Source organism: Rhizobium sp. R635 (assembly GCF_002211285.1).
In the GTDB taxonomy this organism is placed as follows: domain Bacteria; phylum Pseudomonadota; class Alphaproteobacteria; order Rhizobiales; family Rhizobiaceae; genus Rhizobium.
Window position 1 is genome coordinate 71,693 of the sequence record NZ_LOKX01000014.1, and the last position, 26,577, is coordinate 98,269.

A 26,577-nucleotide genomic window follows, 5' to 3' on the forward strand; every position below is an offset into this window, starting at 1 on the left:
CGATTGAAGCCCAAGAGCAAGGACGGGAATTAACAAAAACCGTTCTGCTTCAACAATTGATAGGCCTGGATGACGGCGCGGAAGCGTTCTTCCGAACCGCGGTCGCCGCCATTGGCGTCCGGATGGTGCTTCTTGACCAGTTCCTTGTAGCGGCTCTTGATCTCCGCCGAGGTCGCATTGGCATGCAGGCCCATCGTGTCGAAGGCCTTGCTTTCCAGCGATTTCAGCTTGCGCGCCTGGGGAAAGCGCGGCCCGCTCCCCTTGCCGCCTTCCTTGACGAAGCCGAAGGGATCGCGAACGCGCGAATAGGCGCCGGAGCGCACTTCCGAATGGAGCGGGCTGTCCTTGGCCGACTTGTTGACGCCGACGGTCCATGTCGGCCGATGGCCGGTGATCGCCTCTTTCTGGTATCGGGCAATCTCTCCGTCCGAAAGGCCGGAGAAATAATTGTAGCCCTTGTTGTATTCCTTGACGTGCTCGAAGCAGAACAGGAAGAACTGGCCCTCCGCATTGCGTCCCACGGGAGCGCGATGCGAGCCTTTCTTGTCGCAGCCGTCCCATTGACAGGTAGGCGGCGCCTGCTCTGTCTCCTGCTCGCGTTTGCGGCGTGTACGGATGCGGTCGAAGTATTTTGAATCAAGTCTCATGGCGGCGCTAATTATGAGGCTGTCGCAAGGCGACAACAAGAATTGACAAATGGGAATGTTGCTGGCTTGGTGGGAACCCTTTTCGCGAAGCAGCAAGACCGGATGATGACCCTGCGGACCCGCATCGAAGAAAAACTTGTCGAAGCCTTCGCGCCCGAACGCCTGAGCGTCATCGACGAAAGCCATCTGCATGCCGGCCATCAGCCCGACATCACGGGAACCGGCGAAACCCACATGCGGGTGAGGATCGTTTCGGCAAAATTCGCCGGCATGTCGCGGCTGGCGCGCCACCGGGCGATCACCGACCTGTTGAAACCCGAGCTCGATGCCGGCCTGCATGCGCTGGCCGTCGAACCGGCGGCACCTGATGAACCGACCCGCTGGTAGCCGCACAGCAGCCTATATGGATATAGGACGCCGGCAATCCAAGCCGGATCAGGCCGGCTTCGTATCGTCTTCCTGCGCGGGACGGATGCGCAGCTTGGTGATGCGGTTTTTCTCCCGCTTCATCACGACGAAACGCTTTCCGTAGAAGGTGAAGGCCTGGCGTTCCTCGGGAATGGTCATGGATTCGTGGATGACGAGGCCGGCGATCGTCGTCGCCTCCTCGTCGGGCAGGTTCCAGTCGAGCGCTCGGTTGAGATCCCGGATCGGCACGCCGCCGTCGACGACGACCGAACCGTCCGCCTCCTGGCGCACGCCCTGCATCTCGATATCGTGTTCGTCGGAAATATCGCCGACGATTTCTTCCAGAATATCCTCCAGCGTGACGATGCCCTGCACCTCGCCATATTCGTCGACGACGACGGCGAAATGCTGCTTGCGGCGCAGGAAAGCGTTGAGCTGATCTTCGAGATTGGTGCTGTCGGGCACGAACCACGGCTTCTGCGCGATCTTCACGACATCGAGGTTCTGCGGCTCCATGTTCGGCTCGGCAAGCGCCCGCAGGAGATCCTTGGCATGGACGACGCCGATGATGTTGTCGATCGTGCCGCGCCACAACGGCATGCGTGTGTACGGGCTTTCCAGGATGGCGCGCACCACTGCTTCCGGCGGATCGTCGGCATTGATCGCCCGCATCTTGGTGCGATGGACCATGATATCGGACAGTTCCAGCTGGCTGAGGTCGAGCACGCCGCCGAGCCGGTCGCGGTCGGCCTTCACCACCGATCCCTCTCGGTGCAGGAGATCGACGGCGCCGCGCAGTTCCTCATGCGCGGTCAGCATCGATACTTCCCGCGAAAGATTGATGCCGAACAGCGAAAGAATTCGCCGGACGATCGCATTGACGAAGGAGGACACCGGGCCGACGACGGCAACGAAGAGCCTGACGGGAAGCGCGACGGCAAGCGCAAAGCGCTCCGGCGTCGAGATCGCCCAGCTTTTCGGCAGCACTTCCGCGAAGATGACCAGAATGACGGTCATGGCGAGAGTCGCCAGCGCCACGCCGGAACTGCCGAACAGGCCGAGGAAGAGGCTGGTGGCGATCGAAGAGGAAAGGATGTTGGCGAGATTGTTGCCGATCAGCAGCGTGCCGATCAGCCGGTCGCGCCGTTCGATCAGTTGGCGCACGAGACCGGCGCGTTCGTCACCGTTCGCTTCGAGCGTATGGATGCGGCTGCGCGATACGGCGGTCAGCGCGGTTTCCGAGCCGGAAAAGAAGGCAGACAGGAACACCAGCGCGGCGATCGAGACAATCTCCGGCCAGTATGCCGCGAGAAATTCCAGAGCGCCTTCGATCGTCATCAGCCGTGTTTTTCCCTGAGAAAGCTGACGACCTCGGAGGCCGGAACGTCGTCGGCGACGAAGGACTGGCCGATGCCGCGTGTGAGGATGAAGGTGAGCTTGCCGCTCTTGACCTTCTTGTCCTGCGCGATCGCCTCCATCAGCGTTTCGGCCGGCGGCAGTTCGCCCGGAATGTCGGACATGCGGGTCGGCAGGCCGACCTCCTTCAGATGCCGCTCGACGCGGCGCGCATCGTCCGGGCTTGCGAGGTTCATCCGTGCAGAGAATTCATGCGCCAGCACCATGCCGATCGAAACGCCTTCGCCATGCACGAGGCGGCGGCTGTCATAGGCGGTCGCCGCTTCCAGCGCATGACCGAAGGTGTGGCCGAGGTTCAGCAGCGCCCGCTGGCCGTTCTCGCGCTCGTCGGCAACGACGACATCGGCCTTCGCCTGGCAACTCGTGGCAATCGCCTCAATGCGCGAGGAGCCGCCTGAAAAGACAGCCTTCCAGTTCGTTTCCAGCCAGGTGAAGAAGTCAGGCTTGTCGATCAGACCGTATTTTGCGACTTCGGCGTAACCTGCCCGGAATTCCCGCGCGCTCAGCGTATTCAGCACGTCCGTATCGGCGAGAACTAGGTCCGGCTGATGGAAGACGCCGACCAGGTTCTTGCCATGGCGGGAATTGATGCCCGTCTTGCCGCCGACGGAAGAATCGACCTGCGCCAGCAGCGAGGTCGGCACCTGCACGAAACGCACGCCGCGCCTGACGATGCCCGCCGCAAAGCCGGAAAGGTCGCCGATGACGCCGCCGCCGAGCGCGATGACGCAGTCGTTGCGCTCGACGCGGGCTTCGAGCACCTTGTCGCAGACATCAATCAGATGTTCGAAGCTCTTGGTCTTCTCGCCGGCTGGCAGAACGACCGCAGCCGAGACGATGCCTGCCGCATCGAGGCTTGCGACGAGCGCTTCGAGATAGAGCGGCGCCACATGCTCGTCGGTAATAATCGCAGCTTTTCGGCCCTTGAGGCGGGAGGCGATCTCGGCGCCGGCCCGCGCGATCAGCCCCGGCCCGATCAGAATATCGTAGGCGCGCTCGCCGAGCGGCACATGCACCGTCTGGACGGCGGGGGCGGAGGTTATGGCATTCATGACGCTGTACTTTCCTTCTGGGCTTCGATCACGGCCTTCAGCACCTCGTCGGCCATGATTTCCTTGCGCACGTCGCGCGAAAGCACGGTGAGGTCTGCCTGCGCATAGATCGGATAACGCGCGTTCATCAGGTTCTCGAGCGTCTGTTTCGGATTTTCGGTCTTGAGCAGCGGCCGGGTCTCGCGCTTGTTGACCCGCTCCCAGAGCACGTCGAGATCCGCCTTCAGCCAGACGGAAAGGCCGCCCTTCTTGATGTGTCTGCGCGTCCGCTCGTTGACGAAGGCGCCGCCGCCGGTGGAGACGACGCGCGGCCCGCCCTTTAAGAGCCGCTTCATCACCCGCGTTTCCAGCGCCCGGAATTCTTCCTCGCCATAGGCCGCGAAAAGCTCGGTGATCGTCATGCGCGAAACGCGCTCGATTTCATGGTCGCTGTCAATGAAGGGAATGCCGAGCTGGCTGGCGACGATGCGCCCGACCGAGGATTTTCCGGCGCCCATCAGGCCGACGAGGATCAGATTGCGTGAACCGAGCGCAGCGCGAGCGCTGTCTTTCAGGCTGTCAGCAACGGTCAGCAGTGGTTCACTCATCGGTCCATTCACACTTTGTTTGCAAACCGTATCGACAAATGCAGGTGGAGCGTCAAGTCGCGGACAAGGGAATCATGGCTTGAAGAGCGCTTCTTGCACTTGCGAATACGCTTCTTATAACAGAAGCACAGCATGAAGGAGTTGCCGGATGCCGACCCTGTTCCGTTTCCTGTTCTTCTGCGCGATCCTCGCCGGGACGGTCTACGGAGCGATGTGGGCGCTTGTGACCTTCGTCGAGCCGCAGCAGCGCGACGTCACGATCCGCATTCCGTCCGAGCGGGTCAACCCGCCGGCGACGGGCACGATCAACCCGACCAGGAAGTGAGAACATGAGGGATCTCGGCCGCGTCCATGTGGAATCCTTTCTGGAAATGATGAGCGCCGAGCGCGGCGCGGCCGCCAACACGCTGCAATCCTATGAGCGCGACCTCGACGATGTCAGGTCCTTCCTGAACGGCCGCAGCATAAGGCTCACCGAAGCCGCCTCCGCCGATCTTGCCGCCTATCTCTCCTCGCTCGCCGGCCAGGGCTTCAAACCCTCCTCGCAGGCGCGCCGGCTTGCCGCCATGCGCCAGTTCTACAAGTTCCTCTACGCCGAGGGCCTGCGCACCGACGATCCCACAGGCGTTCTCGACGCGCCGAAGAAGGGCCGCCCGCTGCCGAAGACGATGGGCGTCGAGGAGGTCAGCCGGCTGCTTTCCCAGGCGCAGGCCGAGGCGGACGATCCGGCGGCCGGCCAGCTGCAGCGCCTGCGCATGCTGGCGCTTCTGGAGCTGCTCTATGCCACCGGCATGCGCGTCAGCGAGCTCGTTTCGCTCCCCGCCCGCGTGCTCGACCAGGAGGGCCGATTCCTGATGATCCGCGGCAAGGGCAACAAGGAACGGCTGGTGCCGCTGTCGCACTCGGCGATAGCAGCTTTGAAAGCCTACGGACGCCTGATGGCTAGGGAAAACGCCGCCGCCAAGGAGCCGCAGGAAAGCCCCTGGCTGTTTCCCGCCGCCTCCAGGGAAGGCTACCTGCCGCGCCAGGTTTTCGCCCGCGACCTCAAGAATCTGGCGATCCGCGCCGGCCTGACGCCGTCGATGATCTCGCCGCATGTCATGCGCCACGCCTTTGCAAGCCATCTGCTTGCCAATGGCGCGGATCTGCGCGTCGTGCAGGAACTCCTCGGCCATTCGGACATTTCGACCACGCAGATCTACACACATGTGCTCGAAGAGAGGCTGCAGCAGCTCGTCCAGACGCATCACCCCCTTGCCAAACAGGCGAAAAAGCACGAATAGGACCGGCGACAAGGGGCGGAGCCAGGAAAACGCCCCGTGGCACAAGGAACGGAAACGCACCTCATGCACAATTATCTCGACTTCGAAAAGCCGATCTCCGACCTCGAAGGCAAGATCATCGAGCTGAAGAAGCTCGCAACGGAAGACGAGAGCATCGATACCACCGATGAAATCGGCCGGCTGGAGGTTCGCGTCCGCGAGGCGATCGTCGAAATCTATTCCAAGCTCAATGCCTGGCAGAAGACGCAGGTCGCCCGCCATCCGCAGCGCCCGCATTTCGTCGATTACGCCAAGACGCTGTTCCAGGAATTCACGCCGCTCGCCGGCGACCGCAAATTTTCCGAGGATGCCGCGATCCAGGCGGGCCTTGCCCGCTTCCGCGGCCAGCCCGTCGCCGTCATCGGCCAGGAAAAGGGCAACGACACCAAGAGCCGTCTCAAGCACAATTTCGGCAGCCCCCGCCCGGAAGGCTACCGCAAGGCGATCCGCATCCTTGAAATGGCCGATCGTTTCGGCCTGCCAGTCATTTCGCTGGTGGACACGGCAGGCGCCTATCCCGGCGTCGGTGCTGAAGAGCGTGGCCAGGCCGAGGCGATCGCCCGCTCGACGGAAATGTGTCTCGGCGTCAAGGTTCCCCTCGTTTCCGTCGTCATCGGCGAAGGCGGCTCGGGCGGCGCGATCGCGATCGCTACGGGCAACCGGGTCTATATGCTCGAACATTCGATCTACAGCGTCATCTCGCCGGAAGGCGCGGCCTCCATCCTCTGGCGCGATTCCACCCGCGCCCGCGAGGCGGCGACCAACATGAAGATCACCGCCGAAGACCTGAAATCGCTCGGCGTCATCGACGGCATCATTTCCGAGCCGCTCGGCGGCGCCCATCGCGATCCCGACAGCGTGATCGCCGCGACCGGTGACGTGATCGCCAACGCGCTCGGCGAAATGGCATCGCGCTCCGGCGAGCAATTGCGCAACGAGCGGCGGCAGAAATTCCTCAATATGGGCCGTAATCTGTAGGGTAAGAACTGACGTCTCGTCGATTGGGGCCAAATCTTGGCCACATTGTTGTTATCTTTAACATTCGCGCTTGCAGGGGCGTCCCGGGCACGTCATAGGCTGTTAAGAATTTGTGAAGTATAAGCCGCTTATGATTCCGTTTCGTACCCGGACTCCATAGGCGGACCGGGTCGCATCATCTTTATGGGCTAGTTTGAATGCGCATACGTCATTTTGCCTATGTCTCCCTCATGGCGCTGGCTCTGGCCGGCTGCAACGACACGTTGGAGACGGCGCAGGTCGATCTTTCCAAGGTCAAGAACAAGGTCGAGCAGCCGCTTCCCTCCCATATCCTCACCGCCATGGCCGCCAAGGGCATGGACCGCAATTCGCCGATCATGATCCGCATCTTCAAGGAAGAAGGTGCCATGGAGATCTGGAAGGCGAAGGCCGACAACCGTTTCGACAAGGTCGCCGATTACAAGATCTGCGCCTGGTCCGGCCGTCTTGGCCCGAAAGTCAAGACCGGCGACCGGCAGGCGCCGGAAGGCTTCTACGAGTTGACGCGCGCCAACCTGAACCCGAACTCGAAATATTATCTGGCGATCAACACCGGCTTCCCGAACCGCTACGACGCGGCGAACGGCCGCACCGGCTCCGACCTGATGATCCATGGCGCCTGCTCGTCGTCCGGCTGCTATTCGATGACCGACCAGCAGGTGCTCGAGATCTACGCCTTCGCCCGCGACGCCTTCAAGGGCGGCCAGTCGACGGTGCAGCTGCAGGCCTTCCCCTTCCGCATGACGGCGGAAAACATGGTCAAGCATCGCCTCGACCCGAGCTACGACTTCTGGAAGATGCTGAAGGTCGGCTACGACAATTTCGAAGTGACGAAGCGCCCGCCCGAGGTGAACGTCTGCGAGAAGAAATATGTCTTCAACCAGCAGGCAACCGATGGCGGCGCCTTCAACGCCGCCGGCAAGTGCCCGGCCATGTCGACGCCGCCGGCGCTGACGGCCGCCCTTGCCTCCTACGGCAAGACCTATGATGCCGACTATGCCAAGGCGATGAGCAAATATGACGGCATGGCCTGGTACGACCCGTCCGAGGCCGAGCGCAAGGCCGTTGTCGCCAAGCTGCGCAAGGGCCGCGAACTCGCCTTCGCGCCGACAGGCACGTCGCTCGAAGCCGGCCGCATGGTCAAGGTCGCCGAACTCGAAGACCTGATGGTCAAGCGCACCGCCCAGAGCCTCACCGCCAATTCCGCAGCGGGCGCCACGCCCGCAACACCAGCCCAGCCGCAGACGCAGGCAACGGCAGTTGCCGCCGCGACACCCGCTGTCGTGCCGGTGCCGACGCAGAACCCGCTGGCCTACACGGCGCCCGAACCGCAGGAAACGGCGGACGCCACGGCAAAGAAGCCGTTCTGGAAGTTCTGGGCGCGGAACTGAGCGGCTTGCCCCCCGTTCTCTACGACCTTCGCGGCCTGAAATGCCCATTCCCCGTGATCAAGACACGCAAGAAGCTTGCCACCATGGCAAGCGGCGCACTCATTCGCGTCGACACCACAGATCCGATGGCTGTGATCGACATGCCGCATTTCTGCAATGAGGACGGCCACGAACTGGTCGAGACGGAAAAGACCGAAAACGGTCACCGCTTCCTGATCCGCAAGCGCTAAATTCGCAATCCCGGAATGGCGAGCGGATTGTCCGACAGCGCCTGACGGTCCGGCCTGTCGATGCGCGGCTTGCCGAGGAATGCATCGAAGAGATCTTTCACGAAAGCCTCCGGCAGGTCCTTGGTGATCAGCACCATGCGCGTGCGCCGGTCTTCCCCCGGCCAGGCGGCAAGCCGCACCGGCGGATGAAAGATGCTTTGGACGCCATGCAGCACCAGCGGCCGGTCCGGCCGGTCGGAGACGGAAACGATCGCCTTCATCCGCAGCAGCTTCTCGCCATGGGCCGAGCGCAGGAGATCGATGAACATGTCGAGCGCCATCGGATCGATCGGCTTCTCCTCGATGATGGAGAAGGAGCGGATCGACGCATCGTGACGGTTGACGTCGTGCGGGTCCTGATCCTCATGGCCGTGATGATGATGGTGGTGATGACCATGGTGTCCATGATCGCCACCGTGATGGTGGTCTTCATCACGACCATGGTCGTGATGGTGATGCGCCTCATGCGCATCCTCGTCCTGCAGCCAGCGGCCGACATCGGCGATCTTCGTCGCCGGATCGTAAAGCCCGTTGACCAGCACAGCTGAGGTGCCCGCCTCCGCGCTATCGGCATCCATGATCGCGGCACGCGGATTGAGCGCACGCAGGCGCCTTTCCAAGGCCTCGTCCTGCTCGGCCATCGACTTTTTCGAGATGATCAGCCGGTCGGCGACTGCCGCCTGCTTGCGCGCTTCCTCGTGATTGTCGAGCGTCTGCAGCCCGTTCACCGCATCGACGACCGTGACGACGCCGTCGAGATCGAAATTGGTGGCGATGACGGGATTTCCCATGATCGCCTGCATGACCGGCGCCGGGTCGGCAAGGCCTGTCGTCTCGATGACGACGCGCTTCACCGGCTTGACGCGGCCGGTCTGCACGGCATCCATCAGGTTCGCCAGCGTATCAACGAGCTCGCCGCGCACGGTGCAGCAGAGGCATCCGTCAGACAGCTCGATGATCGAATCGCCGGAGCTTTCGACCAGGAGATGGTCGATGCCGACATCGCCGAATTCGTTGATGATGACAGCCGCATCCTTCATCGCAGGATCTTTGAGGATACGGTTGAGCAGCGTCGATTTTCCGGCGCCGAGAAAGCCAGTCAGGATGGTGACCGGAATCCTGTCGTTGAGCCCGCTCATGTTACGTTACCTCAGGCAGCCAATCTATCTTAGAAGGTTGTCGCAGGGCGCGGCAGCGGCACCGGCACATTGGCGATCGTTCCTGCCGCATCGCCGCGCGCCATCTTTTCCGGCTTCTGAGCCGGTTGCGGGTCCTGCCCCGGAATGAGGCCGGCAAAGACGAATTGCGGCTCGTGATCCATTTCCTGGATATAGGGCGACTGCACCTTCATGCGGCCGACCTCGTCGCGCGTCTCGCTGCGGATCTTGGCGCCCTTGGCGCTGCAGATATCGGCGGTGATGTCGGCAACCTGATCCTGTCCCGGCCCGTAAGGCTTCAGCGAGCCTAGCGTGTCGCCGTTGGACGGCTGCGTGGTGAAACCCTTCTGCAGGAGGTTCGCCGTCGCGTCGGCGCGTGCCGCAAGGCTGTCCGTGCCGAGCACGACGGAGACGAGCGTGCGGCCGTTGCGCGTCGCCGAACCGATCTGGTTGAAGCCCGAGGCACAGATGAAGCCGGTCTTCATACCATCAGCGCCGGCGAAACGGCCGATCAGCATGTTGAGGTTCGGCACGTTCTGCTGGCCGGTGGTGAACCCCTCGAGCGAGAAATAGCCGGCATATTGCGGAAAATCACGGCGCAGCGCCACCGTCAGCACGGCAAGATCGCGCGCCGTCGTATATTGGCCCTTGCCGGGCAGGCCGTTCGGGTTGACGAAATGCGAATCGGTCATGCCGAGCTTCAGCGCCTCGCCGTTCATGCGCGTCACGAAGCCTTCCTGCGTGCCGCCGACGGCTTCGGCGACCGCAACGGCGATGTCGTTGGCCGATTTCACCAGCAGGATCTTCAGCGCGCTGTCGAGCGTCAGCTTCTGGCCCGGCTTGAAATACATCTTGGCGGCCGGCTGCGCGGCGGCGCGCTTGCTGATGACGATGGGCGTGTCGAGGCTGATCTGACCGGCGCGGATCGCGTCGAAGACGGTATAGACGGTCATCAGCTTGGTGAGCGAGGCCGGATACCATTTGCGGAAGGCTTCTTCATGCTCGAGCACGCGGCCGGTCTGCACATCGACGAGAATATGCGGATTGGCCTCAGCAAGCGGAACGGAGGCAAGAAAACCGGCAGTCGCGGCGACTAGGAAGCTAAACGGCCGCACTGCGGCAAATAAACCAAAGCGGCTCGTCGACACGGCTCATCCTTCAGATATCAGGAAATCTCGAAAGCTTCCCCTATCTAGCCTATATGGCTATGACATGGCAAAGGTCATTGACGAAGTAATTTGCGTGAGCCTCACGCCCTTGTGAAGCGATCAACGATTGCCGGGATTTTCATAACAGGAACGCCAATATGCCGATTTTGAACAGAGCCGCCGAATTGCAGGACGAAGTCGCCGAATGGCGCCGCCATATCCACGCCCGGCCCGAGCTTCTTTTCGCGGTGGAAAACACGGCCGCCTTCGTGGCCGAAAAGCTCAAGGAATTCGGCGTCGACGAGATCGTCACCGGCATCGGCCGCACCGGTGTCGTCGGCCTGATCAAAGGCAAGGGCGAAGGCAGCCGCACGATCGGCCTGCGCGCCGACATGGACGCCCTGCCGCTGACCGAAATCACCGGCAAGCCCTGGGCCTCGAAGACGCCGGGCAAGATGCATGCCTGCGGCCATGACGGCCACACCGCCATGCTGCTCGGCGCGGCGAAATACCTGGCCGAGACCCGCAATTTCAACGGCAATATCGCCGTCATCTTCCAGCCCGCCGAAGAAGGCGGCGGCGGCGGCAACCTGATGGTCCAGGACGGCATGATGGAGCGCTTCGGCATCGAAGAGGTCTACGGCATGCACAACCTGCCCGGCCTGCCTGTGGGACAGTTCGCCATCCGCAAGGGCGCCATCATGGCGGCGACCGACGAATTTACGATCACCATCAAGGGCCGCGGCGGCCACGCCGCCCAGCCGCACCGCACGATCGACCCGATCGCCATCGGCGCCCAGATCGTCACCAACCTGCAGATGATCGCTTCGCGCACGATCGATCCCCTGGCCTCGGTCGTCGTCTCAGTCACCAAATTCAACGCCGGCTTCGCCCATAACGTCATTCCGAACGACGCCACCTTCGCCGGCACGGTCCGCACCCTCGATCCCGAGGTGCGCACGCTCGCCGAGACGCGGCTGAGGCAAGTCATCGAAGGCGTGGTCGCGGCCCACGGCGCGGAAGCCGAGATCAGCTTCCACCGCAACTATCCCGTCACCATCAACCACCCTGACGAGACCGAGCATGCCGTCGCCGTCGCGAGCGCCATCGCCGGCGAAGCCAACGTCAACCCCGAGATCGATCCGATGATGGGCGGCGAGGATTTTTCCTACATGCTGAACGCGCGCCCCGGCGCCTTCATCTTCATCGGCAACGGCGACAGCGCCGGCCTGCACAACCCGGCCTACGACTTCAACGACGAAGCCATCGCCCACGGCATCTCCTACTGGGTCCGCCTCGCCGAACAACGCCTCGGCGCCTAAAGCGCGCCGCGATCTTTCAGATTCGCTTCTCGCGCTTTCGATTTTTGTTTTACGCATGTCGTTACCGCAAAACCGCCGCACACTTTTGCGCGACATGCATTGGCAATAATTAAGGCTTGGCTTCGCGCCAAGCCTTTTGTATGCATGGCATGCAAGTGGTCCCGTAGCTCAGCAGGATAGAGCACCAGATTCCTAATCTGGGGGTCGCGCGTTCGAATCGCGCCGGGATCACCAGTAAAATCAACTAGTTACCCGCTCAAAGCTCATGTCGCAGTCATGTTGCGCCACTTCCCTTGATTTCCAAGCGTTTCAAATGAGTAGCGGCGAATCCATGCAACATGGACTGCAACATGCGACACGATCTGCGGGGAGGTTTAGGATGGCTTTCAAAGATCTACCGCCAGAGGGCCAGGAAGCCATGCTCAACTTGGTGCGGGCCTAGCCCGGAGACGGGCGCGTCTGGACTACGCGAACGAGCTCGCCAGACTTAACGCACTGCCCGATCTACCGAACACTGAAGGCGACGAACCTATAAGACCCCGGTCGACTAAGCCCTTCCAAATTTCTTATGGCACGACGCCGCTTTGGCTGAGCCGTCCTAAGATGAATCGTATCTTGTGCTCTGACACCAAGGCGGCTTGGACTAGAGTGTCTCCGGAACGACGATCACGCACAACTCAAAGAGCATCTCGCCGACTTCATCAACGCCTACAATTTTGGGCGCAGGCTCAAGCCATTAGAGGGCCTCACACCCTACGAGTTCATCTGCAAACGGTGGACTTCCGAGCCAGATCGATTCATCCTCGACCGTATCCATCAAATGCCGGGACTAAACAGCTAGGGAGCGCTCAAAAAAACAGATTTCTCTGTCGCCCGACTCCGTGTTCAAGCTGATAAACAACGCTGTATCCCGCGCTCTACTCAAGTTTGTTCGCGACGATATAATTTCGGCGATGTGCCTGGCTGTCGTGGACGGGCAATTGTTTATCGAGAATATCGGTAAGGAAGCGAGCAAATTTGTCGTGCCTACAATCGCGAGTACGACCACTTCGAGGCTACGGAGCTAGTTCGTGGATTCCGGAAAGCTGCCGCTTATCACAACAGAGAGATGCCAGCTTCGCGCTATCGGCGTTGTTCCGAGCCCGACAGCCCCTGCGGCGAGGCAGGTTTTCCGCTTATGCGGCTTATGCCGCACTTGGCCTTGGCAGCTTGCCACGCGCGTTGGAAGAAACGGATTTCTGTGGCGATGGTTTCGCGGAACGGATCGGTTTGGTTGAAGTAGTCGCGGTCCAGACCGAGCTTTGCACCATCTGCATCGCCCTTGTAATAGGTGCCGAACAAATGATCCCAGATCGGGAAATAATTCGCGAAATTCTTGTCGTGATGTTCCGGCACTCGGGAGTGATGGATGAAGTGGTCGCGTGCTGACTGGATCACGTACTTGCCAAACCAGCCATGCCAGGGAATGGCACTGTGCTTGACCAGACCAATGGCGCCAAAGGTGATGGTCACGATGGCGAATTCGGCCGTTGGCAGGCCGATTAGCAGCGCCGGAACGACCATAATGGCGATGTTTATGGCCTTCTCCAGCGGATGCTCCCGCGACGAAGTCAGCGCGTTGAACTCTTCGGCTGCGTGGTGAAATTCGTGCAGCCGCCATAGTACGGGCAGCCGGTGCATCAACCGATGCTGCCAGTAGCTCAAGAAGTCTGACAGCACCAGGAACAAGAGAACATGTGCCCAGCCTGGCAGCATCCGGGCAAGGTCCAGGTGGGGGGCATCCTGAGCCGCGTGGGTGATGGCATAGGACAGACCAAATGATGCGAGCGCCGCGAATAGCGTAATCATTCCCGTCGCCTGAAGGACGAAATAGACGAGGTCGGTGATTGTGGATTTGCTGCGCTCGAAGAAAACCCGACGGAACCCGGAATTGCCGAACCCCACATAGGTGAGTTCCACCGCGAAAACCGTCAGAACCAGGCCAATGGAAATGGCGAAACTGAGCGCCATTGCCTTACCATTCAGATAGTAAGTGTTGTAAAAAAAGCTTCCAAGCTTGTGCAGGCAGTATTCGACCAGCCCCATGGTTTGCTCCAAACACGAACCCGTATATCTTAGTCCTGACGATGCGCTTATTGCGAGATTGCTCAAAGGACGATCGGGGCGTCCTTTTGATGTATTACCGGCGGTGGAAGTGCAGTCCCGGAGGCATGCAGGAGGGTCGAGGAGCACTGCGAAAAAACTACAACTGACCGAAAGGCTCATAAAAAGAACTATCAGGTGGGGAACAATACGCACGGAAGCTGGCGCTGAAAAAGGGATTGAGGGTAATTTCAGCGGTGCGGTAGACCGTACGCCATCGCACCGCCCGCTTGTGGTGTGAGTAGGTCCTCAGTACGAGACCGTACGTGGAACCTTACCAATCCCATCTCGTTGTGTCAGTAGGAAAGCACGGGTGTCCTCCTGTGCGTTCCGTCTTTACCAAAGACCTTGCCCCGTCTCGGCGGGGCCTTTTTTTAGCGAACGGAACCACGCAATCGATCAGTTGATCTTTAGCCAGTGCCGCAGCCAAGCCACAGCTTCGTCGCTCATCCATGTGATGATAGCGCCTGTCGTCAAGCCCGCAATAGCGATAAGAGCTGAGATGCCGTAGCCGATCATCTTTATGCGTTTCCAATCCTCAAGGGCGGCACTCTACCATTGCGATGACCATGGATACCTATGGTCACCTGTTCCCGAAGACCGACGACGCCGACGAATTGGCCGCAGCCGGGGCGGTATTTCTTGCGTGACTGCAACATGAAACGCATCCCCTGCGCCGCAAGGATTCGTATCGGTTTCCTAATCTGGGGTCGCGCGTTCGAATCGCGCCGGGATCACCGGTCTTCAAGTGCTGGGCAGATGGAAGCGGATTGCCGTTGGTAGCTTGAGCTCATTCCTTCATGGGAATCCCAGCTTCAATCGCAGCCTCTATGAAAGCCTGCCGCGCCTCTTCCCGGCTTCGTTTCCCGGACATGACATCCGCGCAAACGGCGCAAGCGCGATCCAGGGCGGGACCCTCGTCTGTCGGCCAGTCTTCAATCAACGCCCATGTTGCAGCCTGGGTGGTTTGGATCACCACCCATTGATCCGGCCCTTCAAGGGCGATCGTTACCGGCTTTTTCCAAATGGTTTGCATTGTCTTTGGCCTTCCTCGCGTGCTGCGGGAGTAGTTAGAATGACCGGCCTCGTTTTGCAAATCGGTGCCGAGCGACGTTGCCTCCCGTGCTGACTTACGGCGCCTGGCGATAGGCTCGTCGCCGCCTCGCAACCCGTCGCGCGCCCAATCCCAGCACCGCCGCGACGGCCCACCCGCCGATAAATCCGATCGCACCCCAGACGAAACCCGCAAAGCTCACCGGCACGCCGGGCACGAAATCGCGCCAGGTATTGGCGAAGACGACGTCATCGGCATTGCGCAACAGCACGAAAGGTTTTGCGACGGGAGCGGCGGTGCCGAGTTTCAGCTGCTGCGACAACAACGTTTCGTAGCGCGTGATCGTGTTCTGCATCGAGACCCCGCGGTCGCGCAGGAAATCGTCGGAGGATTGCGCATAGGCGTTGAGCGCCTGCTGGCGGTCGAGATGGTGCTGGGCGGCCTGGGCATTGAAGTCCTCGACGATGACGCGCAACTCGTCGAGCGCACCGCCGATCCGTTGGCGGTATTGCTGCGCAAATTCCGGCGCCTGCGAGAAAATCGTGCCGCCGGCAAGCCCGGCGGTGATGGCGACTATTCTTGCAATCGGTCCCATGATCGATGCCTCCGGCTATCCCCTGCGCTAACGAGCGGGCGGACGAAAGGTTTCTCCGTTCGACACAATCGGTAACGCTATGTGATTGAACCGACATTGCTTCCGGCGAGTTGATGGCGTGACCAACTGAGAAAAGAGAGGCTCGTCATGAAACAGCTTATCCTCGCCTGCACGCTCGCCGCAGCGTCCGTCTTTTCCGCCATGCCGTCTCAGGCGGCCAGCGTCACCATCACGACGGACGACGCCCGTCCCTATTACGGCGATTCCGAACGCCCGTACTATCGTCATCGTCCCTACTATCGCCATCATGGCATGACGCAGCGCGTATCGCGCGATTGCTTCACCAAGACGGAAAAGATCCGCCGTCACGGCCATACGGTCATCAAGGAAACCCGAATCTGCCGATAGGACAACCCCCTGCATGAAAGCCCGGCCGATCCTCCCCGGCCGGGCTTTTCATCTGATCTCGCCATCAGGAACTTCGCGATATCAACCGCGTTTATCGCGAAACAGGAGTATCGATCATGCGTATCAAGATGACTCTTCTCGCGATCGGCTACGTCGCCGTCAGCGCCCTGCTGCTGGCGATCGCTCATCAGCCGCAGGGGCCGGTCACCACTGGGAAGACCGACCGGTTGGCGGGGTCGTCCTTCCTCGTCGAGCGCTTCGCCGGCTGATCAGCGCCGGCTTGGCCGGCGCTCGATATGCGCTTCATGCGCTGATATCAATGTGGGTCGCCGACGGAAGGCCCGCCCAGCAGAATCCGGTTCTGTACCGCATTGACGCCTTCGACGGCCCTGGCGACCGCGGTTGCCCGTTCGATCTCGCCGACCGTACCGACGGTGCCGCTCAGCAGGACCTGACCATTTTCCATCGTCACCTCGACATCCGACGCATCGATACCGCCGGCGATCGCCAGGGCGTTGGCGACTGCGGCTTCCACCGATGCACGATTGGCGATTTCCAATTCCATTTCAGGCTCGAGCCCGTGAAATGTCGGCTCTTTGAAAACCATCGTCCATTCCTCCGTAAAACCTGAGGAAGAAACGCCACCGGCCCCGTTTGGTTTCGTGGCGCTACCACCGCACGCGATAGCGCAGATTGACGCCGCCAGTCTCGGCGGGCGAAAACGGATTGCTCACCGAGGCATCGAGGTTGAGGTTCGGCAGGATGGCCTGGTTGACCGCGACCGTGCTCGAAAAGTCGCCGCTGGCGTTGCTCACGCCCGCACCCGCCGAAAGCGAGGTCCCCGTCCAGGGATAGATGAGTTTCAGCGCCTGCGACGCCGTCACCGAGGACTGCCTGGTATCGACCGGGTCGTAACGGACGCTGACGGAGCGGCTCGACTGCATGTCGAGCGAATCCGACAGTATCCAGCTGCGCGAGCGGCTGAGCGTCAGGGCGCCGCCGCCGCGCAGCGTATCGACGCTCACCTTCGCGCCCTGCTGCGATTGGCCCGCCGGTGTGACGGTTGTCCTGCTGATCCTGCCCCAGAGCATCGCCTGTTCGGAATCGGGCAGCAGCGCGCCGCCTTTGGTCGAGGCGAGGGCGAGATCGGCGCCGGCGCTCGTTTCCCACTCCGCCGGCAGGCGAAAACCCATCGTCGCCTTGTAGGACCGGTCGGAGAGCTTGGCCGGCGACCAGATCAATAGGTCGTCCGCCTTTGCAACCGCCGTGACCGAAAAGAAAATGGTAAAAAGGGTGAGTGCTGTTTTGAATATCGTCATGACATCCGATGTTTGATTCGATAGAGCGCCGCCGCGCCGAAACCGACGCGGCAACGCACATGAAAGCGCGCAGCGAACACGATGAGGGATCGCGGCCAAGCCGCCCATCCCGGCTTCATCCTCGATTTAATGTTCGGCCGGAAAGGCCGGGGCACTCGAGTGCCTGTTCTCAGGACGCCGCAGCACCTCGATTTCCATGCGGCCGTAACCGGCCGCGGCGGAAGCTCGATTCCTCTCGGAATGTCATAAGGATCACATCCTGACGGCGCTCTGTAAACCCCTCAAAGGCCGGAAATCTGCTGCACCGCACACTTGCCGCTCCTTCCAAAGCCTAGTAGAGCCTGGGCCTACGAGAGAAATTTTTCGCGAAATACCACATGATAACAGGCAACACCGCGCCGCGGCGCCTCAGCATCTTCGGCTCGACCGGGTCGATCGGCCGCAACACCCTCAATGTCGTCGAACATCTGGGCGGACGGGAGATGTTCGAAATCTCCGTTCTGACGGGCAACGGCAATGTCGAGCTGCTGGCCCGGCAAGCCAGGTCCTTCGGCGCGCGGTTGGCGGTCACGGCGAACGACCGGCATTACGAATCCCTGAAAAACGAACTTGCGGGCAGCGGCATCGCCGTCGCGTCGGGAAAATCCGGCCTCCTGGAAGCGGCCGACCGCGAAGCCGACTGGGTAATGGCGGCAATCGTCGGCACGGCGGGTCTCGCGCCGACGCTCGCAGCCGCAAGGCGCGGCGCCGATATCGCCCTTGCCAACAAGGAATGCCTGGTCTCGGCGGGCGATCTCTTCATCAAGGCGATCCATGAAGGTGGCGGCAGGCTGCTTCCGGTCGACAGCGAGCATAATGCGATTTTCCAGGTGCTGGAAGAAAATCAGCGCCACGCCATCGAGCGGGTGATCCTGACGGCATCGGGCGGCCCCTTCCGCACCGCATCTCTGGAGGAAATGGCAGGCGTAACGGTGGAAACCGCGCGCGCCCATCCGAACTGGTCGATGGGGTTGAAGATTTCGATCGACAGCGCCTCGATGTTCAACAAGGCGCTGGAGATGATCGAGGCCCGCCACCTTTTCGGCCTGAAGCCCGAGCAGATCGAAGTCATCTTCCATCCGCAGTCGATCATTCATTCGATGGTCGGTTATACCGACGGCTCGGTTCTGGCTCAGCTCGGCGCGCCCGATATGCGCACCGCCATCGGCTACGCGCTGTCCTTTCCGCGCCGGCCGAACCTGCCGATCGAAAGGCTGGATTTCGCCAAGCTCGCGCGGCTCGATTTCGAGGCGCCCGACGAGCGGCGCTTTCCGGCTCTGCGGCTTGCGCGGCTTGCAATGACGCGCGGCGGTGTTCAGGGCGCGGTTCTGAACGGCGCCAAGGAAGTGGCGCTCGAAGCCTTCATCGAGAGACGGCTGTCCTTCCTTGCCATGGCCGACATCACCGAAAGGGTCATGGACGAGCTCGCCCACCTGCCGCCGGCAGCCGGCATGGACGATGTCTTTGCCGCCGACAGGCAGGCTCGGCAAAGAGCGGCCGAACTCATGAAGTTGGATGCCGCCGGCTGACGATCCCGGCGGGGCGATTACCGCAGCCGCTTGCCGCCTTCATCGAACAATCTGCAATCCGATGGCTCGAACAGCAGGCTGACCTCTTCGCCCGCCGCAATGCTGACCGGTGAACGATGCTCGACGGTCAGCGACTGGCCGTCGGCCAGCTGGCAATAGAGATATTGCGTTCCCCCGAGATATTCCGAGAAATCGACCCTCGCCGTCAGGCTGCCCGACTGGCCGGACGCCACCTTCAGATGCTCCGGCCGCAGCCCGAGCGTCACGGCGCTTGCCGCCGGCCCGTCTGTCCAGGCTAAGCCGCTTTCGATACGAGAGCCGGCGACTTCGACAAGGCCTTTCCCGCGCCAGCGGGCGTTCAGCAGGTTCATCCGCGGTGAGCCGATGAAGCCCGCCACAAAAGTATTGGCGGGATCTTCATAGATTTCCCGTGGCGTTCCCGCCTGCTCGACACGACCGTCGCGCAGCACGACGATCTTGTCGGCGAGCGTCATCGCCTCGGTCTGGTCGTGCGTGACATAGATCATCGTATTGCCGAGTTCGCGGTGAAGGCGGGCGATCTCGATGCGCATGGAAACGCGCAGTTCCGCATCGAGATTGGAGAGCGGCTCGTCGAACAGGAAGACGTCGGGCTTGCGCACGATCGCCCGGCCGATCGCCACGCGCTGGCGCTGGCCGCCGGAGAGCTGCCCGGGCCGCCGGTCGAGAAGATGGTCGATCTTCAGGATCGCGGAAGCCGCCTTGACGCGCGTCTCTATGTCGGCGGGACTGGTGCGCGCCATCTTCAGCCCGAAGGCCAGGTTGTCGCGCACGCTCATATGCGGGTAGAGCGCGTAGGACTGAAAGACCATGGCGATGCCGCGCTCGGACGGGTCGAGATCGGTGACGAGGCGTCCCTTGATCTCGATCTCGCCATCGGTCACGTCCTCCAGGCCGGCGATCATGCGAAGCAGCGTCGATTTTCCGCAGCCCGAAGGGCCGACGAAGACGACGAATTCGCCTTCAGCAATCGTCAGGTCGATCCCGTGGACCACCTGCAGGCTGCCATAGCTTTTCCGCACGTCCTGGAGCACGACGCTCTTGTTACCCATACCGTTCGTCATCCCCAAGCGACCTATTTGCCCGACTGAACCCAGACGAGCATCTCTCCGGGCGCGCGGTTGTCCCAGAGATGATAGGGCACGAAACGCGCCATGGCGACCTGCCTTTCAGCCGGCGCCCCGCGATAAAGCGGCGTGCCCCAGCCCGACGTTTCCTCGCGCTCGACCTTAAGATCGAGGGCGACGGCATCGTTGAGCTCCTTCAGCACGACGGTTTCGGCGGTCGGCAGTTCGCGGGGCAGAACGATGGCGTTGAGGTCTTCACCATTATCCGTCGTCTCGACGCAGTAGACGAGCGGGCCGCGCATCAGTGCGACGCGGCCGGCATCCTGGCGCACTTTCGGATTGGCATATTGCGGGCGAAGCGCCAGCGGCAGGTAAAGGGCGATGCGGTCGCCGTCCGCCCACTCGCGATCGATCCTCGCATATCCGTCGCGGAGATGAGCGCCGAGATCGAGCATCGCTCCGTTGACGCTAAGCGTTGCACCCTCCGCCCAATCCGGAATACGCAACGACAAAGCGAATCGGGCCGGCTTTCCCAGCCTGGTGGTGAAGGCGACCGCGCCATCCCACGGATAGTTGGTGGCCTGCTCCAGCGTTACCTCGGCGCCGTTGGCAAGCTTCAGCCGGCTGGTGCTCTCACCATAGAGATGCACGGCGATCTCATCATCGGCAACGGCATACATGTATGAGCCGATCGACGTCACCAGGCGGGCGATGTTGGGCGGGCAGCAGGGGCAATGGTGCCATTTCCAGCGATGGTGCTTGCCGGCACTTTCGAGTGGGTTGTCGTAGAAGAAGGTCTTGCCGTCCGTGGAAAGGCCGGGCAGCGCACCGTTATAGAGCGCCTGCTCCATGATGTCGGCATAGCGCCGGTCCGGCCCGCGTCCGAGCATGCGGCTTGCCCAGAAGACCAGGCCGACGGAGGCGCAGGTTTCCGCATAGGCCGTATCATTGGGCAGGTCGTAATAGTCGGTGAAGCCTTCGTTGGACGCGGCCGGGCCGATGCCGCCGGTGATATACATCTGCTTGGTCGTGAGATCGTCCCAGAGCGTTTCCAGCGCCGCCGTCAGGCTGTCGTCCTTATATTCGGTGGCGATGTCAGCCATGCCGGAATAAAGGTACATGGCGCGCACGGCATGGCCGACGACCTTCGTCTGTTCACGCACCGGCTGGTGCGCTTGCCCATATTCATAGGTCTTCTGATGGAAGTCGGCAGCGCTCCGGCCGTCGCGAGCGGCCTCGGCCGTGAAGAAATGCGGCTCGGTGCCGCGCTCGTCGATGAAGAATTTCGAAAGGTCGAGATATTTCTTCTCGCCGGTCACACGGGCGAGCTTGACCAGCGCCAGTTCGACTTCCTCATGGCCGCAATAGCCAGGAATCTGGCCCTCGCCATGGCCGAACACCTTGATCATGTAATCGGCATAGCGGCACATGATGTCGAGCAGCTTGCGCTTGCCCGTTGCCTGATAATAGGCGACGGCGGCTTCCATGAGGTGGCCGGCGCAATAAAGCTCGTGATGGTCGCGCAGGTTGGTCCAGCGCCGGCTTGGCTCCACGCGCTGGAACCAGGCGTTCAGATAGCCGTCCTCGTCCTGCATCTTCTCATACATGTCGATGATCTCATCAGCGCGCGCCTCCAGCTTCGGGTTCGGCCGGCGATAGAGCGAATAGGCGATCGTCTCGATCGACTTGCCGAGATCGGAATCCCAGAACATCTGCGTCGTCCCGCCCCATGGCTGAATGGGAATGACGACGCCGGGGCTCGGCTGGCTGACATCGATCGCCTTGAGCATGCCGGCTTCGACGCAGCGGTCGAGCAGGGTCTCGGCGGTCGAATTACAGACGGCATCCTGCCATTTGCCCCAGAACCCGCCGAGTTCGACATCGGGAACGGCGACAGGACGAAACTGGCGGTCATTACGTGAGTTGGTCATGGGCTCTACCTTCTTGGGATCATTTCACCGCGCCGGCCATCAGCCCGCGCATGTAGTAGCGTTGCAGAAGCAGGAAGACGATCAGGCAGGGGATCGTCATGACGACGACGCCGGCCTGCACCGCTCCCCAATTGATCGCGCCGAGCCGTCCGGCGCGAACCGCCGTCATCAGCACCGGCAGGGTGTATTTCTCATTGCTGGAGAGCAGCACGAGCGCGGCCAGAAACTCGTTCCAGGCATTGAGGAAGGCAAAGATCGCGACCGTGGCGACACCCGGAAGCACCAGCGGCAGGAGAACCCGCGCCAAGAGCCTCAGATCGCGCGCGCCGTCGATGCGCGCGGCCTCCTCGATTTCCTTCGGTACGGCGTCGAAGGCGTTGCGCATCATGAAGACGGAGAAGGGCAATTGCAGCGTCACGTAGACGAGCGTCAGCCCGAGCAGCGAATTGTTGAGGCCGAGCTTTGCCAGGATGATGAAGAGCGGTGTCAGGATCGACTGGAACGGGATCATCAGCGTCGCGATGATCAGCACGAAGAGCGCATTCTTCATCGGGAACCGGTAACGCGAGAAACCGTAGCCGGCGAGCAGGCTGACGAGAACGGTGAGCACCACCGTGGCAGCCGAAACGAACAGCGAATTGATCATATGCTGCCAGATGCCGGCGCCGAACGTATCGAGCAGCGCATAGGCATCGAAGCTGACGCCCGATGTCGGCCATGGCGGCAGGGGCGGCAGGCTGGCCTCGGCGCCCCGCCGGAAGGAGGCGAGCAGCGTGATCACGAAGGGCGCGAGAAAGAAGATCGAAATGGCGATGCCGGTGACGTGGTAGGCCGATTTCGCACGGATGGCCTTGCGTGCGCGGCGCTCTCTTGACGTGGTCATGGGCGCTCCTCCCCGACACGAAGCAGCCAGAGCTGCACGATGCTGATGGCGACGAGGATGGCGAGAAGCGCGATTGAAAGCGCGGCGCCATAGCCGAGATTGAAGGAGACGAAGGACTGGTTGAAGATGTAGTAGACCACCGAGATCATCTTGTTCTGCGGCCCTCCCGACGTCATGATGTAGAACTGGTCGAAAGCCAGGATCGAGCCGGTGACGGAGACGATCAGCGCCAGCGCGATCGTCTTGCGCATCAGCGGCAGCGTCAGATGCCGGAAGCGCTGCCAGCGGCCGGCGCCGTCGATGCGGGCGGCCTCCGTCAATTCCGACGGAATGGCCTGAAGCCCGGTCAGAAGAATGATCATGGTGAAGCCGGCGATCTTCCAGACGACCATCACCACGATCGTCAGAAAGGCGGTGTCGAAGGTCGCAAGCAGGTTGGGGCTTTTTTCGACAAGACCGAGCGCTCTCAAGGCCGGGCCGATGAAGCCGCTGTCGACGTTGGCAAGCCAGACCCAGAGCAGCGAGGCTGTGGCAAGGCCGACGACGACGGGCAGGAAGATGATCGTGCGGTAGGCGCTGACGAACTGCCGTTCCTTTTCGACGAAGATCGCCAGAGGAAAGGCGACGGCAAAGATCGCGATGGTGACGATCACGGTGTAATAGGCCGTGAAATTCAGCGCCGCCATGAAGCGGGTGTCGTTGAACATGCGGAAATAGTTGTTGAATCCGATCCAGCGTGATGCCCCCATCAGCGGCCAGTTGTGAAGGCTCATCCATCCCGTGAAGAGAACCGGCATGACGAAGAAGACGATCACCAGCGCCATGGCAGGCGCGATGTAGAGAGGGCCGCGCCAGTTCGATCTGCGCCGCCGCTTTCGCCGAGGCAATAGGGTATTCGAACCGGAACCGGTCATCGAAACACTCCGCATCTGTCCATTGAAGTTGGCCGGGAAGCTGCCACCGCTCCCCGGCCGCGGCCTTGGGAGAGTTATTGGCCGCTATCGATGATCGACTGCATTTCCGACTGGGCGCTGGAGAACGCACCGTCGACGTCGTCGCCGAAGATCGCGGCGTTGGTAAAGGTTGCCCAGGGACCGTTGGCGCTGTTGATCAGGTCGTTGAACTGCAGCGTATAGGGCGTCTTGGCCACACTGATCGCCTTGAGGCCGACCTGCATGCGCGGGTCGAGACCTTCGAGCACCTTGTCGGCAATGTCGCCGCGTGTCGGCAGGCTGCCATATTTAGCCATGACCTTCTGGCCGTCTTCCGAATAGATATATCCGAGGAAGTCCTTCACCGCGTCGATCTTCTTCGTGCCCTTGGTGATGACGAAATTGTCGCCGCCGGCAAAGGACGACGGCTTTCCGTCGACGCCGGGGATGAGGGTCACGCCGAAATTGATCTCGGGATGCTGGGTCACCAGCGTGCCGATAGCGAAGGCGCCAAGACTTTGCTGGCCGATCTTGCCGTTGGTAAAGGTCAGGAAGTTCGTGCCGTTGTCGCTGGCAGCACCCGCCGGCACCAGGTCCTTCTTGACCATGTTGCGGTAGATGTCGACAGCCTTGCGCATCTGGGGCGTATCGAGCGTCGCCGTCTTGCTGTCGGCCGACAGGATGTCGGCGCCCGCCCCCCAGGTGAGCGGCGTGAAGGTGAAGATCATGCAGCCGCCGCAGCCGCCGCCGGAGAAATAGAAGCCGTAGGTGTCGTCACCGAGCGCCCGGATCTTCTCCGCATTGGCGGTGATTTCCTCCCAGGTCGCCGGCGCCTTCTCCGGGTCGAGGCCGGCCTTCTTGTAGAGATCCTTGTTCCAGGCAAAGACCGATGTTTCCACAGAGAGCGGCAGGCCGTAGATCCGGTCCTGATAGGTGCCGAGTCGGACATGCGACGGCGAAAGCGAGTTGAAATAGGGCAGCGACTTCGCCCAATCCGTCAGATCTTCCAGCTGGCCGGCCGCGGCAAAGGCGGGATTGTAGATGAGGTCCATCGAGAGCGCGTCGGGCGCCTGTCCGCCGGCAATCGCCGTCGCATATTTCTGCACCAGTTCGGAGAACGGCACCTCGGTCACCACGACCTTGTTCTCATGGCTCGAATTATAGGATTCGACGACCTTCTTGAAGGAGTCGCCGATCCCCGTGCGAACCCACATTTCGACGTTTTCGGCGGCCGATGCAGCCGACACCAGGCACAAGGTAGCGATGCCGGTCGCCGCCAATAGACGCTTGATCATGACACTCCTCCCAATATGGCGCATCTCCTTGCGCCTTTGCTCATTTCCCTGATCTCATTCTTCGGGGGGCTTACCCCCGCATGACCGCCGGACGACGAGCCGGCAGGGCAATTTCCTCACTCCCGGCTCGACAGGCCGTCCTTCCGCAAGCGCCAGCACCGTCAATCCGGCCTGCCGCCCGAGCTCCTTCAGCTCCATATCCACCGTCGTCAGCGGTGGCCGCGTCTGGGCTGCGACAATCTCCCAATTGTCGAAGCCGATCACCGAAACGTCCTGCGGCACCTTGATGCCGCGCTCGCGCAGCGCATCCACCGCTCCGCGGGCGATTTGGTCGTTGCCGCAGAAGAGCGCATCCGGTTTTTCTCCCGGCCTCTTCCAAAGCTGTTCGACCGCGTCATGCCCCCAGCTTTCCGACCACACGCCGTAGAGCACCGGTTCGCGATGACCTGCGACTTCGTGATAGGCGCCGGCACGTTCCCGCACCGAGAAGAAATCCTCCGGCCCGGTGATGTGGGCAATCCGCCGCCGCCCGACCTTCACGAGCCACTCGACAGCCAGTCTCGCACCCTGTTCGTCGTCCGAACGGAACGTAACGCTGTTCTGCGTCCCCTCCGTGAAGGCGTAGACGACGGGCACATGCAAATTCGACAGATCGACGGGCAGACGCCTGTCCAGCCGCTTGCCGGTCGCGATGATACCGTCCACCTGCTTGTCCAGCATCGCATCGACATGGGTCTGAGCGAGCGCCGGATCGTCTTCGATGGCGCACAGGAAAACCGAAACGCCATGATCGACGAGAGCGTCCGAAATGCCCGCCATCACAGGCAGCGTAAAACGGCCGTAAGTGTCGTTCGTCAGCAGCCCGATGGTGAAACTGCGCTTGCTGAGAAGACCTCTCGCCAGCGCATTCGGCCGATATCCGATCTCGCCGGCAATCCGCTTCACCCGCTCGCGTGTTTCCGCCCCCATCCGGCCGGTGTCGTTGAGCGCCTTCGACGCCGTCGAGATGCTCACCCCGGCAGCCGACGCCACCTCATGGATGGTGATCCTGCCTCTTTTTCCTCCCGAGATGTTCAGACCTTCCTCCTTCTGAAGTGGCTTGAGAAAAGCTTTTACCAATCTCTCTGTCAAGTGAGAAAAGGTTTTCTCATGCAATCGAAAGATGGAGCGACGAGACGTGGACCGCAGGGAGGAGGCGTGGGAAAGGCCGGCGCGAATCCATGAGACAGGATTGCAATGTGTCATTCGTCCGCGCAGCGGCAGGCAATCTCAATGCAAAGCACAGACAACCATTATCTGGCTAATGGATGAGGAACAAAACCAATGGCCGTCAGAACCTCTGATGGAGGTTCCGATTCGCGGGGTTAGAACCCAGGTGATCGTTGAAAGATCAGGCGACGTGCCTTGCCAGCGCGCAGCGCGACCAGAGCGAATGCAGGGCGTCGACGAGATGGGCGATATCGGCGTCGGAATGCAGCGGTGTCGGGGTGATGCGCAGCCGCTCGGTCTTCTTCGGCACGGTGGGATAGTTGATCGGCTGGACATAGACGCCGCAATTGTCGAGCAGCAGATCGGAGATCCACTTGCACTTGGCCGCATCGCCGACCA

At 61.5% G+C, this 26,577-nt stretch carries 28 protein-coding genes, 1 tRNA gene and 2 pseudogenes; 12 read left to right on the plus strand and 19 right to left on the minus strand.

The window, feature by feature from the left end; all coding sequences use genetic code 11:
• Nucleotides 1-29: 29 nt before the first annotated feature.
• Nucleotides 30-647 carry a J domain-containing protein gene (locus ATY78_RS13800; RefSeq protein ID WP_088682896.1) on the minus strand — a complete coding sequence of 206 codons (618 nt, stop codon included), beginning with the start codon at nt 645-647 and terminating at the stop codon, nt 30-32.
• Between the two features lie 102 nt (nt 648-749).
• On the opposite strand from ATY78_RS13800, the gene ATY78_RS13805 reads away from it, so the two are divergent.
• Nucleotides 750-1,034, plus strand: coding sequence for a BolA family transcriptional regulator (locus ATY78_RS13805; RefSeq protein ID WP_190237457.1), 285 nt, complete (start codon nt 750-752; stop codon nt 1,032-1,034).
• 48 nt (nt 1,035-1,082) lie between these two features.
• Here ATY78_RS13805 and ATY78_RS13810 read toward each other — a convergent pair whose 3' ends face one another.
• Genes ATY78_RS13810 through ATY78_RS13820 form a run of 3 tightly spaced genes read right to left on the minus strand, consistent with a single transcriptional unit; the run spans nt 1,083 to nt 4,110 of the window.
• A complete protein-coding gene (locus tag ATY78_RS13810) occupies nt 1,083-2,393 on the minus strand; it encodes an HlyC/CorC family transporter (protein ID WP_088682897.1) in 1,311 nt (436 codons plus the stop codon).
• Entirely contained in the window at nt 2,393-3,523 is a 1,131-nt protein-coding gene (gene aroB / locus ATY78_RS13815) for a 3-dehydroquinate synthase (RefSeq protein ID WP_088682898.1), read from the minus strand. The genes ATY78_RS13810 and aroB overlap by 1 nt, the downstream gene beginning before the upstream one ends.
• Nucleotides 3,520-4,110 (minus strand): shikimate kinase, encoded by a 591-nt coding sequence (locus ATY78_RS13820; RefSeq protein WP_088682899.1) that lies wholly within the window; start codon nt 4,108-4,110, stop codon nt 3,520-3,522. The genes aroB and ATY78_RS13820 overlap by 4 nt, the downstream gene beginning before the upstream one ends.
• Nucleotides 4,111-4,258: 148 nt before the next feature.
• On the opposite strand from ATY78_RS13820, the gene ATY78_RS28560 reads away from it, so the two are divergent.
• From ATY78_RS28560 to ATY78_RS13845, 5 genes are all read left to right on the plus strand, one after another.
• The gene (locus tag ATY78_RS28560) at nt 4,259-4,435 is read left to right on the plus strand and encodes a hypothetical protein (RefSeq protein ID WP_088682900.1); all 177 of its coding nucleotides are present in this window, start codon (nt 4,259-4,261) and stop codon (nt 4,433-4,435) included.
• A 4-nt stretch (nt 4,436-4,439) separates the two neighbouring features.
• The gene (gene xerD / locus ATY78_RS13830) at nt 4,440-5,393 is read left to right on the plus strand and encodes a site-specific tyrosine recombinase XerD (protein WP_088682901.1); all 954 of its coding nucleotides are present in this window, start codon (nt 4,440-4,442) and stop codon (nt 5,391-5,393) included.
• A gap of 63 nt (nt 5,394-5,456) precedes the next feature.
• On the plus strand, nt 5,457-6,410 hold the full coding sequence (locus tag ATY78_RS13835) for an acetyl-CoA carboxylase carboxyltransferase subunit alpha (protein WP_088682902.1): 954 nt from the start codon (nt 5,457-5,459) through the stop codon (nt 6,408-6,410).
• A 197-nt stretch (nt 6,411-6,607) separates the two neighbouring features.
• On the plus strand, nt 6,608-7,840 hold the full coding sequence (locus ATY78_RS13840; RefSeq protein WP_088682903.1) for a murein L,D-transpeptidase family protein: 1,233 nt from the start codon (nt 6,608-6,610) through the stop codon (nt 7,838-7,840).
• Nucleotides 7,841-7,845: 5 nt separating this feature from the next.
• Entirely contained in the window at nt 7,846-8,070 is a 225-nt protein-coding gene (locus ATY78_RS13845; protein WP_088682904.1) for a sulfurtransferase TusA family protein, read from the plus strand.
• Here ATY78_RS13845 and ATY78_RS13850 read toward each other — a convergent pair.
• Nucleotides 8,067-9,248 (minus strand): GTP-binding protein, encoded by a 1,182-nt coding sequence (locus ATY78_RS13850; protein ID WP_088682905.1) that lies wholly within the window; start codon nt 9,246-9,248, stop codon nt 8,067-8,069. The genes ATY78_RS13845 and ATY78_RS13850 overlap by 4 nt on opposite strands.
• Before the next feature lie 29 nt (nt 9,249-9,277).
• A complete protein-coding gene (locus ATY78_RS13855; RefSeq protein WP_088682906.1) occupies nt 9,278-10,414 on the minus strand; it encodes a D-alanyl-D-alanine carboxypeptidase family protein in 1,137 nt (378 codons plus the stop codon).
• 158 nt (nt 10,415-10,572) lie between these two features.
• Between ATY78_RS13855 and ATY78_RS13860 the strand changes: the two genes are divergently transcribed.
• The 3 genes and pseudogenes from ATY78_RS13860 to ATY78_RS13870 form a co-directional block, all read left to right on the plus strand.
• Entirely contained in the window at nt 10,573-11,736 is a 1,164-nt protein-coding gene (locus ATY78_RS13860; RefSeq protein ID WP_088682907.1) for a M20 aminoacylase family protein, read from the plus strand.
• 157 nt (nt 11,737-11,893) lie between these two features.
• Nucleotides 11,894-11,970: transfer RNA gene (locus tag ATY78_RS13865), tRNA-Arg, on the plus strand.
• A gap of 427 nt (nt 11,971-12,397) precedes the next feature.
• A pseudogene (locus ATY78_RS13870) lies at nt 12,398-12,577 on the plus strand (IS481 family transposase); the annotation flags it as partial.
• A gap of 281 nt (nt 12,578-12,858) precedes the next feature.
• On the opposite strand, the gene ATY78_RS13880 reads toward ATY78_RS13870, so the two are convergent.
• The 4 genes and pseudogenes from ATY78_RS13880 to ATY78_RS13895 form a co-directional block, all read right to left on the minus strand.
• Nucleotides 12,859-13,821, minus strand: coding sequence for a sterol desaturase family protein (locus ATY78_RS13880; protein ID WP_088682909.1), 963 nt, complete (start codon nt 13,819-13,821; stop codon nt 12,859-12,861).
• 456 nt (nt 13,822-14,277) lie between these two features.
• Nucleotides 14,278-14,424 (minus strand): annotated as a pseudogene (locus ATY78_RS13885) (DUF1515 domain-containing protein); the annotation flags it as partial.
• A gap of 244 nt (nt 14,425-14,668) precedes the next feature.
• Nucleotides 14,669-14,914: a DUF982 domain-containing protein gene (locus ATY78_RS13890; protein WP_088682910.1), complete on the minus strand. Its 246-nt coding sequence runs from the start codon at nt 14,912-14,914 to the stop codon at nt 14,669-14,671.
• Nucleotides 14,915-15,008: 94 nt separating this feature from the next.
• Entirely contained in the window at nt 15,009-15,527 is a 519-nt protein-coding gene (locus ATY78_RS13895) for a DUF2937 family protein (protein WP_088682911.1), read from the minus strand.
• Between the two features lie 147 nt (nt 15,528-15,674).
• Here ATY78_RS13895 and ATY78_RS13900 point away from each other — a divergent pair, with 147 nt between their 5' ends.
• Nucleotides 15,675-15,935 (plus strand): hypothetical protein, encoded by a 261-nt coding sequence (locus ATY78_RS13900; protein WP_088682912.1) that lies wholly within the window; start codon nt 15,675-15,677, stop codon nt 15,933-15,935.
• Nucleotides 15,936-16,051: 116 nt separating this feature from the next.
• Nucleotides 16,052-16,204 carry a hypothetical protein gene (locus tag ATY78_RS28565; protein WP_190237458.1) on the plus strand — a complete coding sequence of 51 codons (153 nt, stop codon included), beginning with the start codon at nt 16,052-16,054 and terminating at the stop codon, nt 16,202-16,204.
• Between the two features lie 47 nt (nt 16,205-16,251).
• Here the strand turns inward: ATY78_RS28565 and ATY78_RS13905 are convergent, their stop codons facing one another.
• A complete protein-coding gene (locus ATY78_RS13905; protein ID WP_088682913.1) occupies nt 16,252-16,542 on the minus strand; it encodes a BON domain-containing protein in 291 nt (96 codons plus the stop codon).
• 61 nt (nt 16,543-16,603) lie between these two features.
• Nucleotides 16,604-17,254 (minus strand): hypothetical protein, encoded by a 651-nt coding sequence (locus ATY78_RS13910; RefSeq protein ID WP_088682914.1) that lies wholly within the window; start codon nt 17,252-17,254, stop codon nt 16,604-16,606.
• Nucleotides 17,255-17,631: 377 nt separating this feature from the next.
• On the opposite strand from ATY78_RS13910, the gene dxr reads away from it, so the two are divergent.
• Nucleotides 17,632-18,822, plus strand: a complete 1,191-nt coding sequence (gene dxr / locus ATY78_RS13915; protein ID WP_088682915.1) for a 1-deoxy-D-xylulose-5-phosphate reductoisomerase — start codon at nt 17,632-17,634, stop codon at nt 18,820-18,822.
• A gap of 17 nt (nt 18,823-18,839) precedes the next feature.
• Here the strand turns inward: dxr and ugpC are convergent, their stop codons facing one another.
• The 7 genes from ugpC to ATY78_RS13950 all read right to left on the minus strand — a co-directional run.
• The gene (ugpC, locus tag ATY78_RS13920) at nt 18,840-19,925 is read right to left on the minus strand and encodes a sn-glycerol-3-phosphate ABC transporter ATP-binding protein UgpC (RefSeq protein ID WP_088682916.1); all 1,086 of its coding nucleotides are present in this window, start codon (nt 19,923-19,925) and stop codon (nt 18,840-18,842) included.
• A gap of 11 nt (nt 19,926-19,936) precedes the next feature.
• Nucleotides 19,937-21,859, minus strand: coding sequence for a glycoside hydrolase family 127 protein (locus ATY78_RS13925; RefSeq protein WP_088682917.1), 1,923 nt, complete (start codon nt 21,857-21,859; stop codon nt 19,937-19,939).
• 19 nt (nt 21,860-21,878) lie between these two features.
• On the minus strand, nt 21,879-22,742 hold the full coding sequence (locus ATY78_RS13930) for a carbohydrate ABC transporter permease (RefSeq protein ID WP_088682918.1): 864 nt from the start codon (nt 22,740-22,742) through the stop codon (nt 21,879-21,881).
• Complete coding sequence (locus ATY78_RS13935; RefSeq protein WP_088682919.1) at nt 22,739-23,656, minus strand: sugar ABC transporter permease; 918 nt, start codon at nt 23,654-23,656, stop codon at nt 22,739-22,741. Before ATY78_RS13935 ends, ATY78_RS13930 begins: the two co-directional genes overlap by 4 nt.
• A gap of 74 nt (nt 23,657-23,730) precedes the next feature.
• Nucleotides 23,731-24,969, minus strand: a complete 1,239-nt coding sequence (locus tag ATY78_RS13940) for a sugar ABC transporter substrate-binding protein (protein WP_088682920.1) — start codon at nt 24,967-24,969, stop codon at nt 23,731-23,733.
• A 54-nt stretch (nt 24,970-25,023) separates the two neighbouring features.
• Nucleotides 25,024-26,001 (minus strand): LacI family DNA-binding transcriptional regulator, encoded by a 978-nt coding sequence (locus ATY78_RS13945; RefSeq protein ID WP_088682929.1) that lies wholly within the window; start codon nt 25,999-26,001, stop codon nt 25,024-25,026.
• Nucleotides 26,002-26,359: 358 nt separating this feature from the next.
• Nucleotides 26,360-26,577: aminotransferase class I/II-fold pyridoxal phosphate-dependent enzyme (locus ATY78_RS13950; protein WP_141105641.1), on the minus strand; the 218-nt coding region annotated here is incomplete at its 5' end.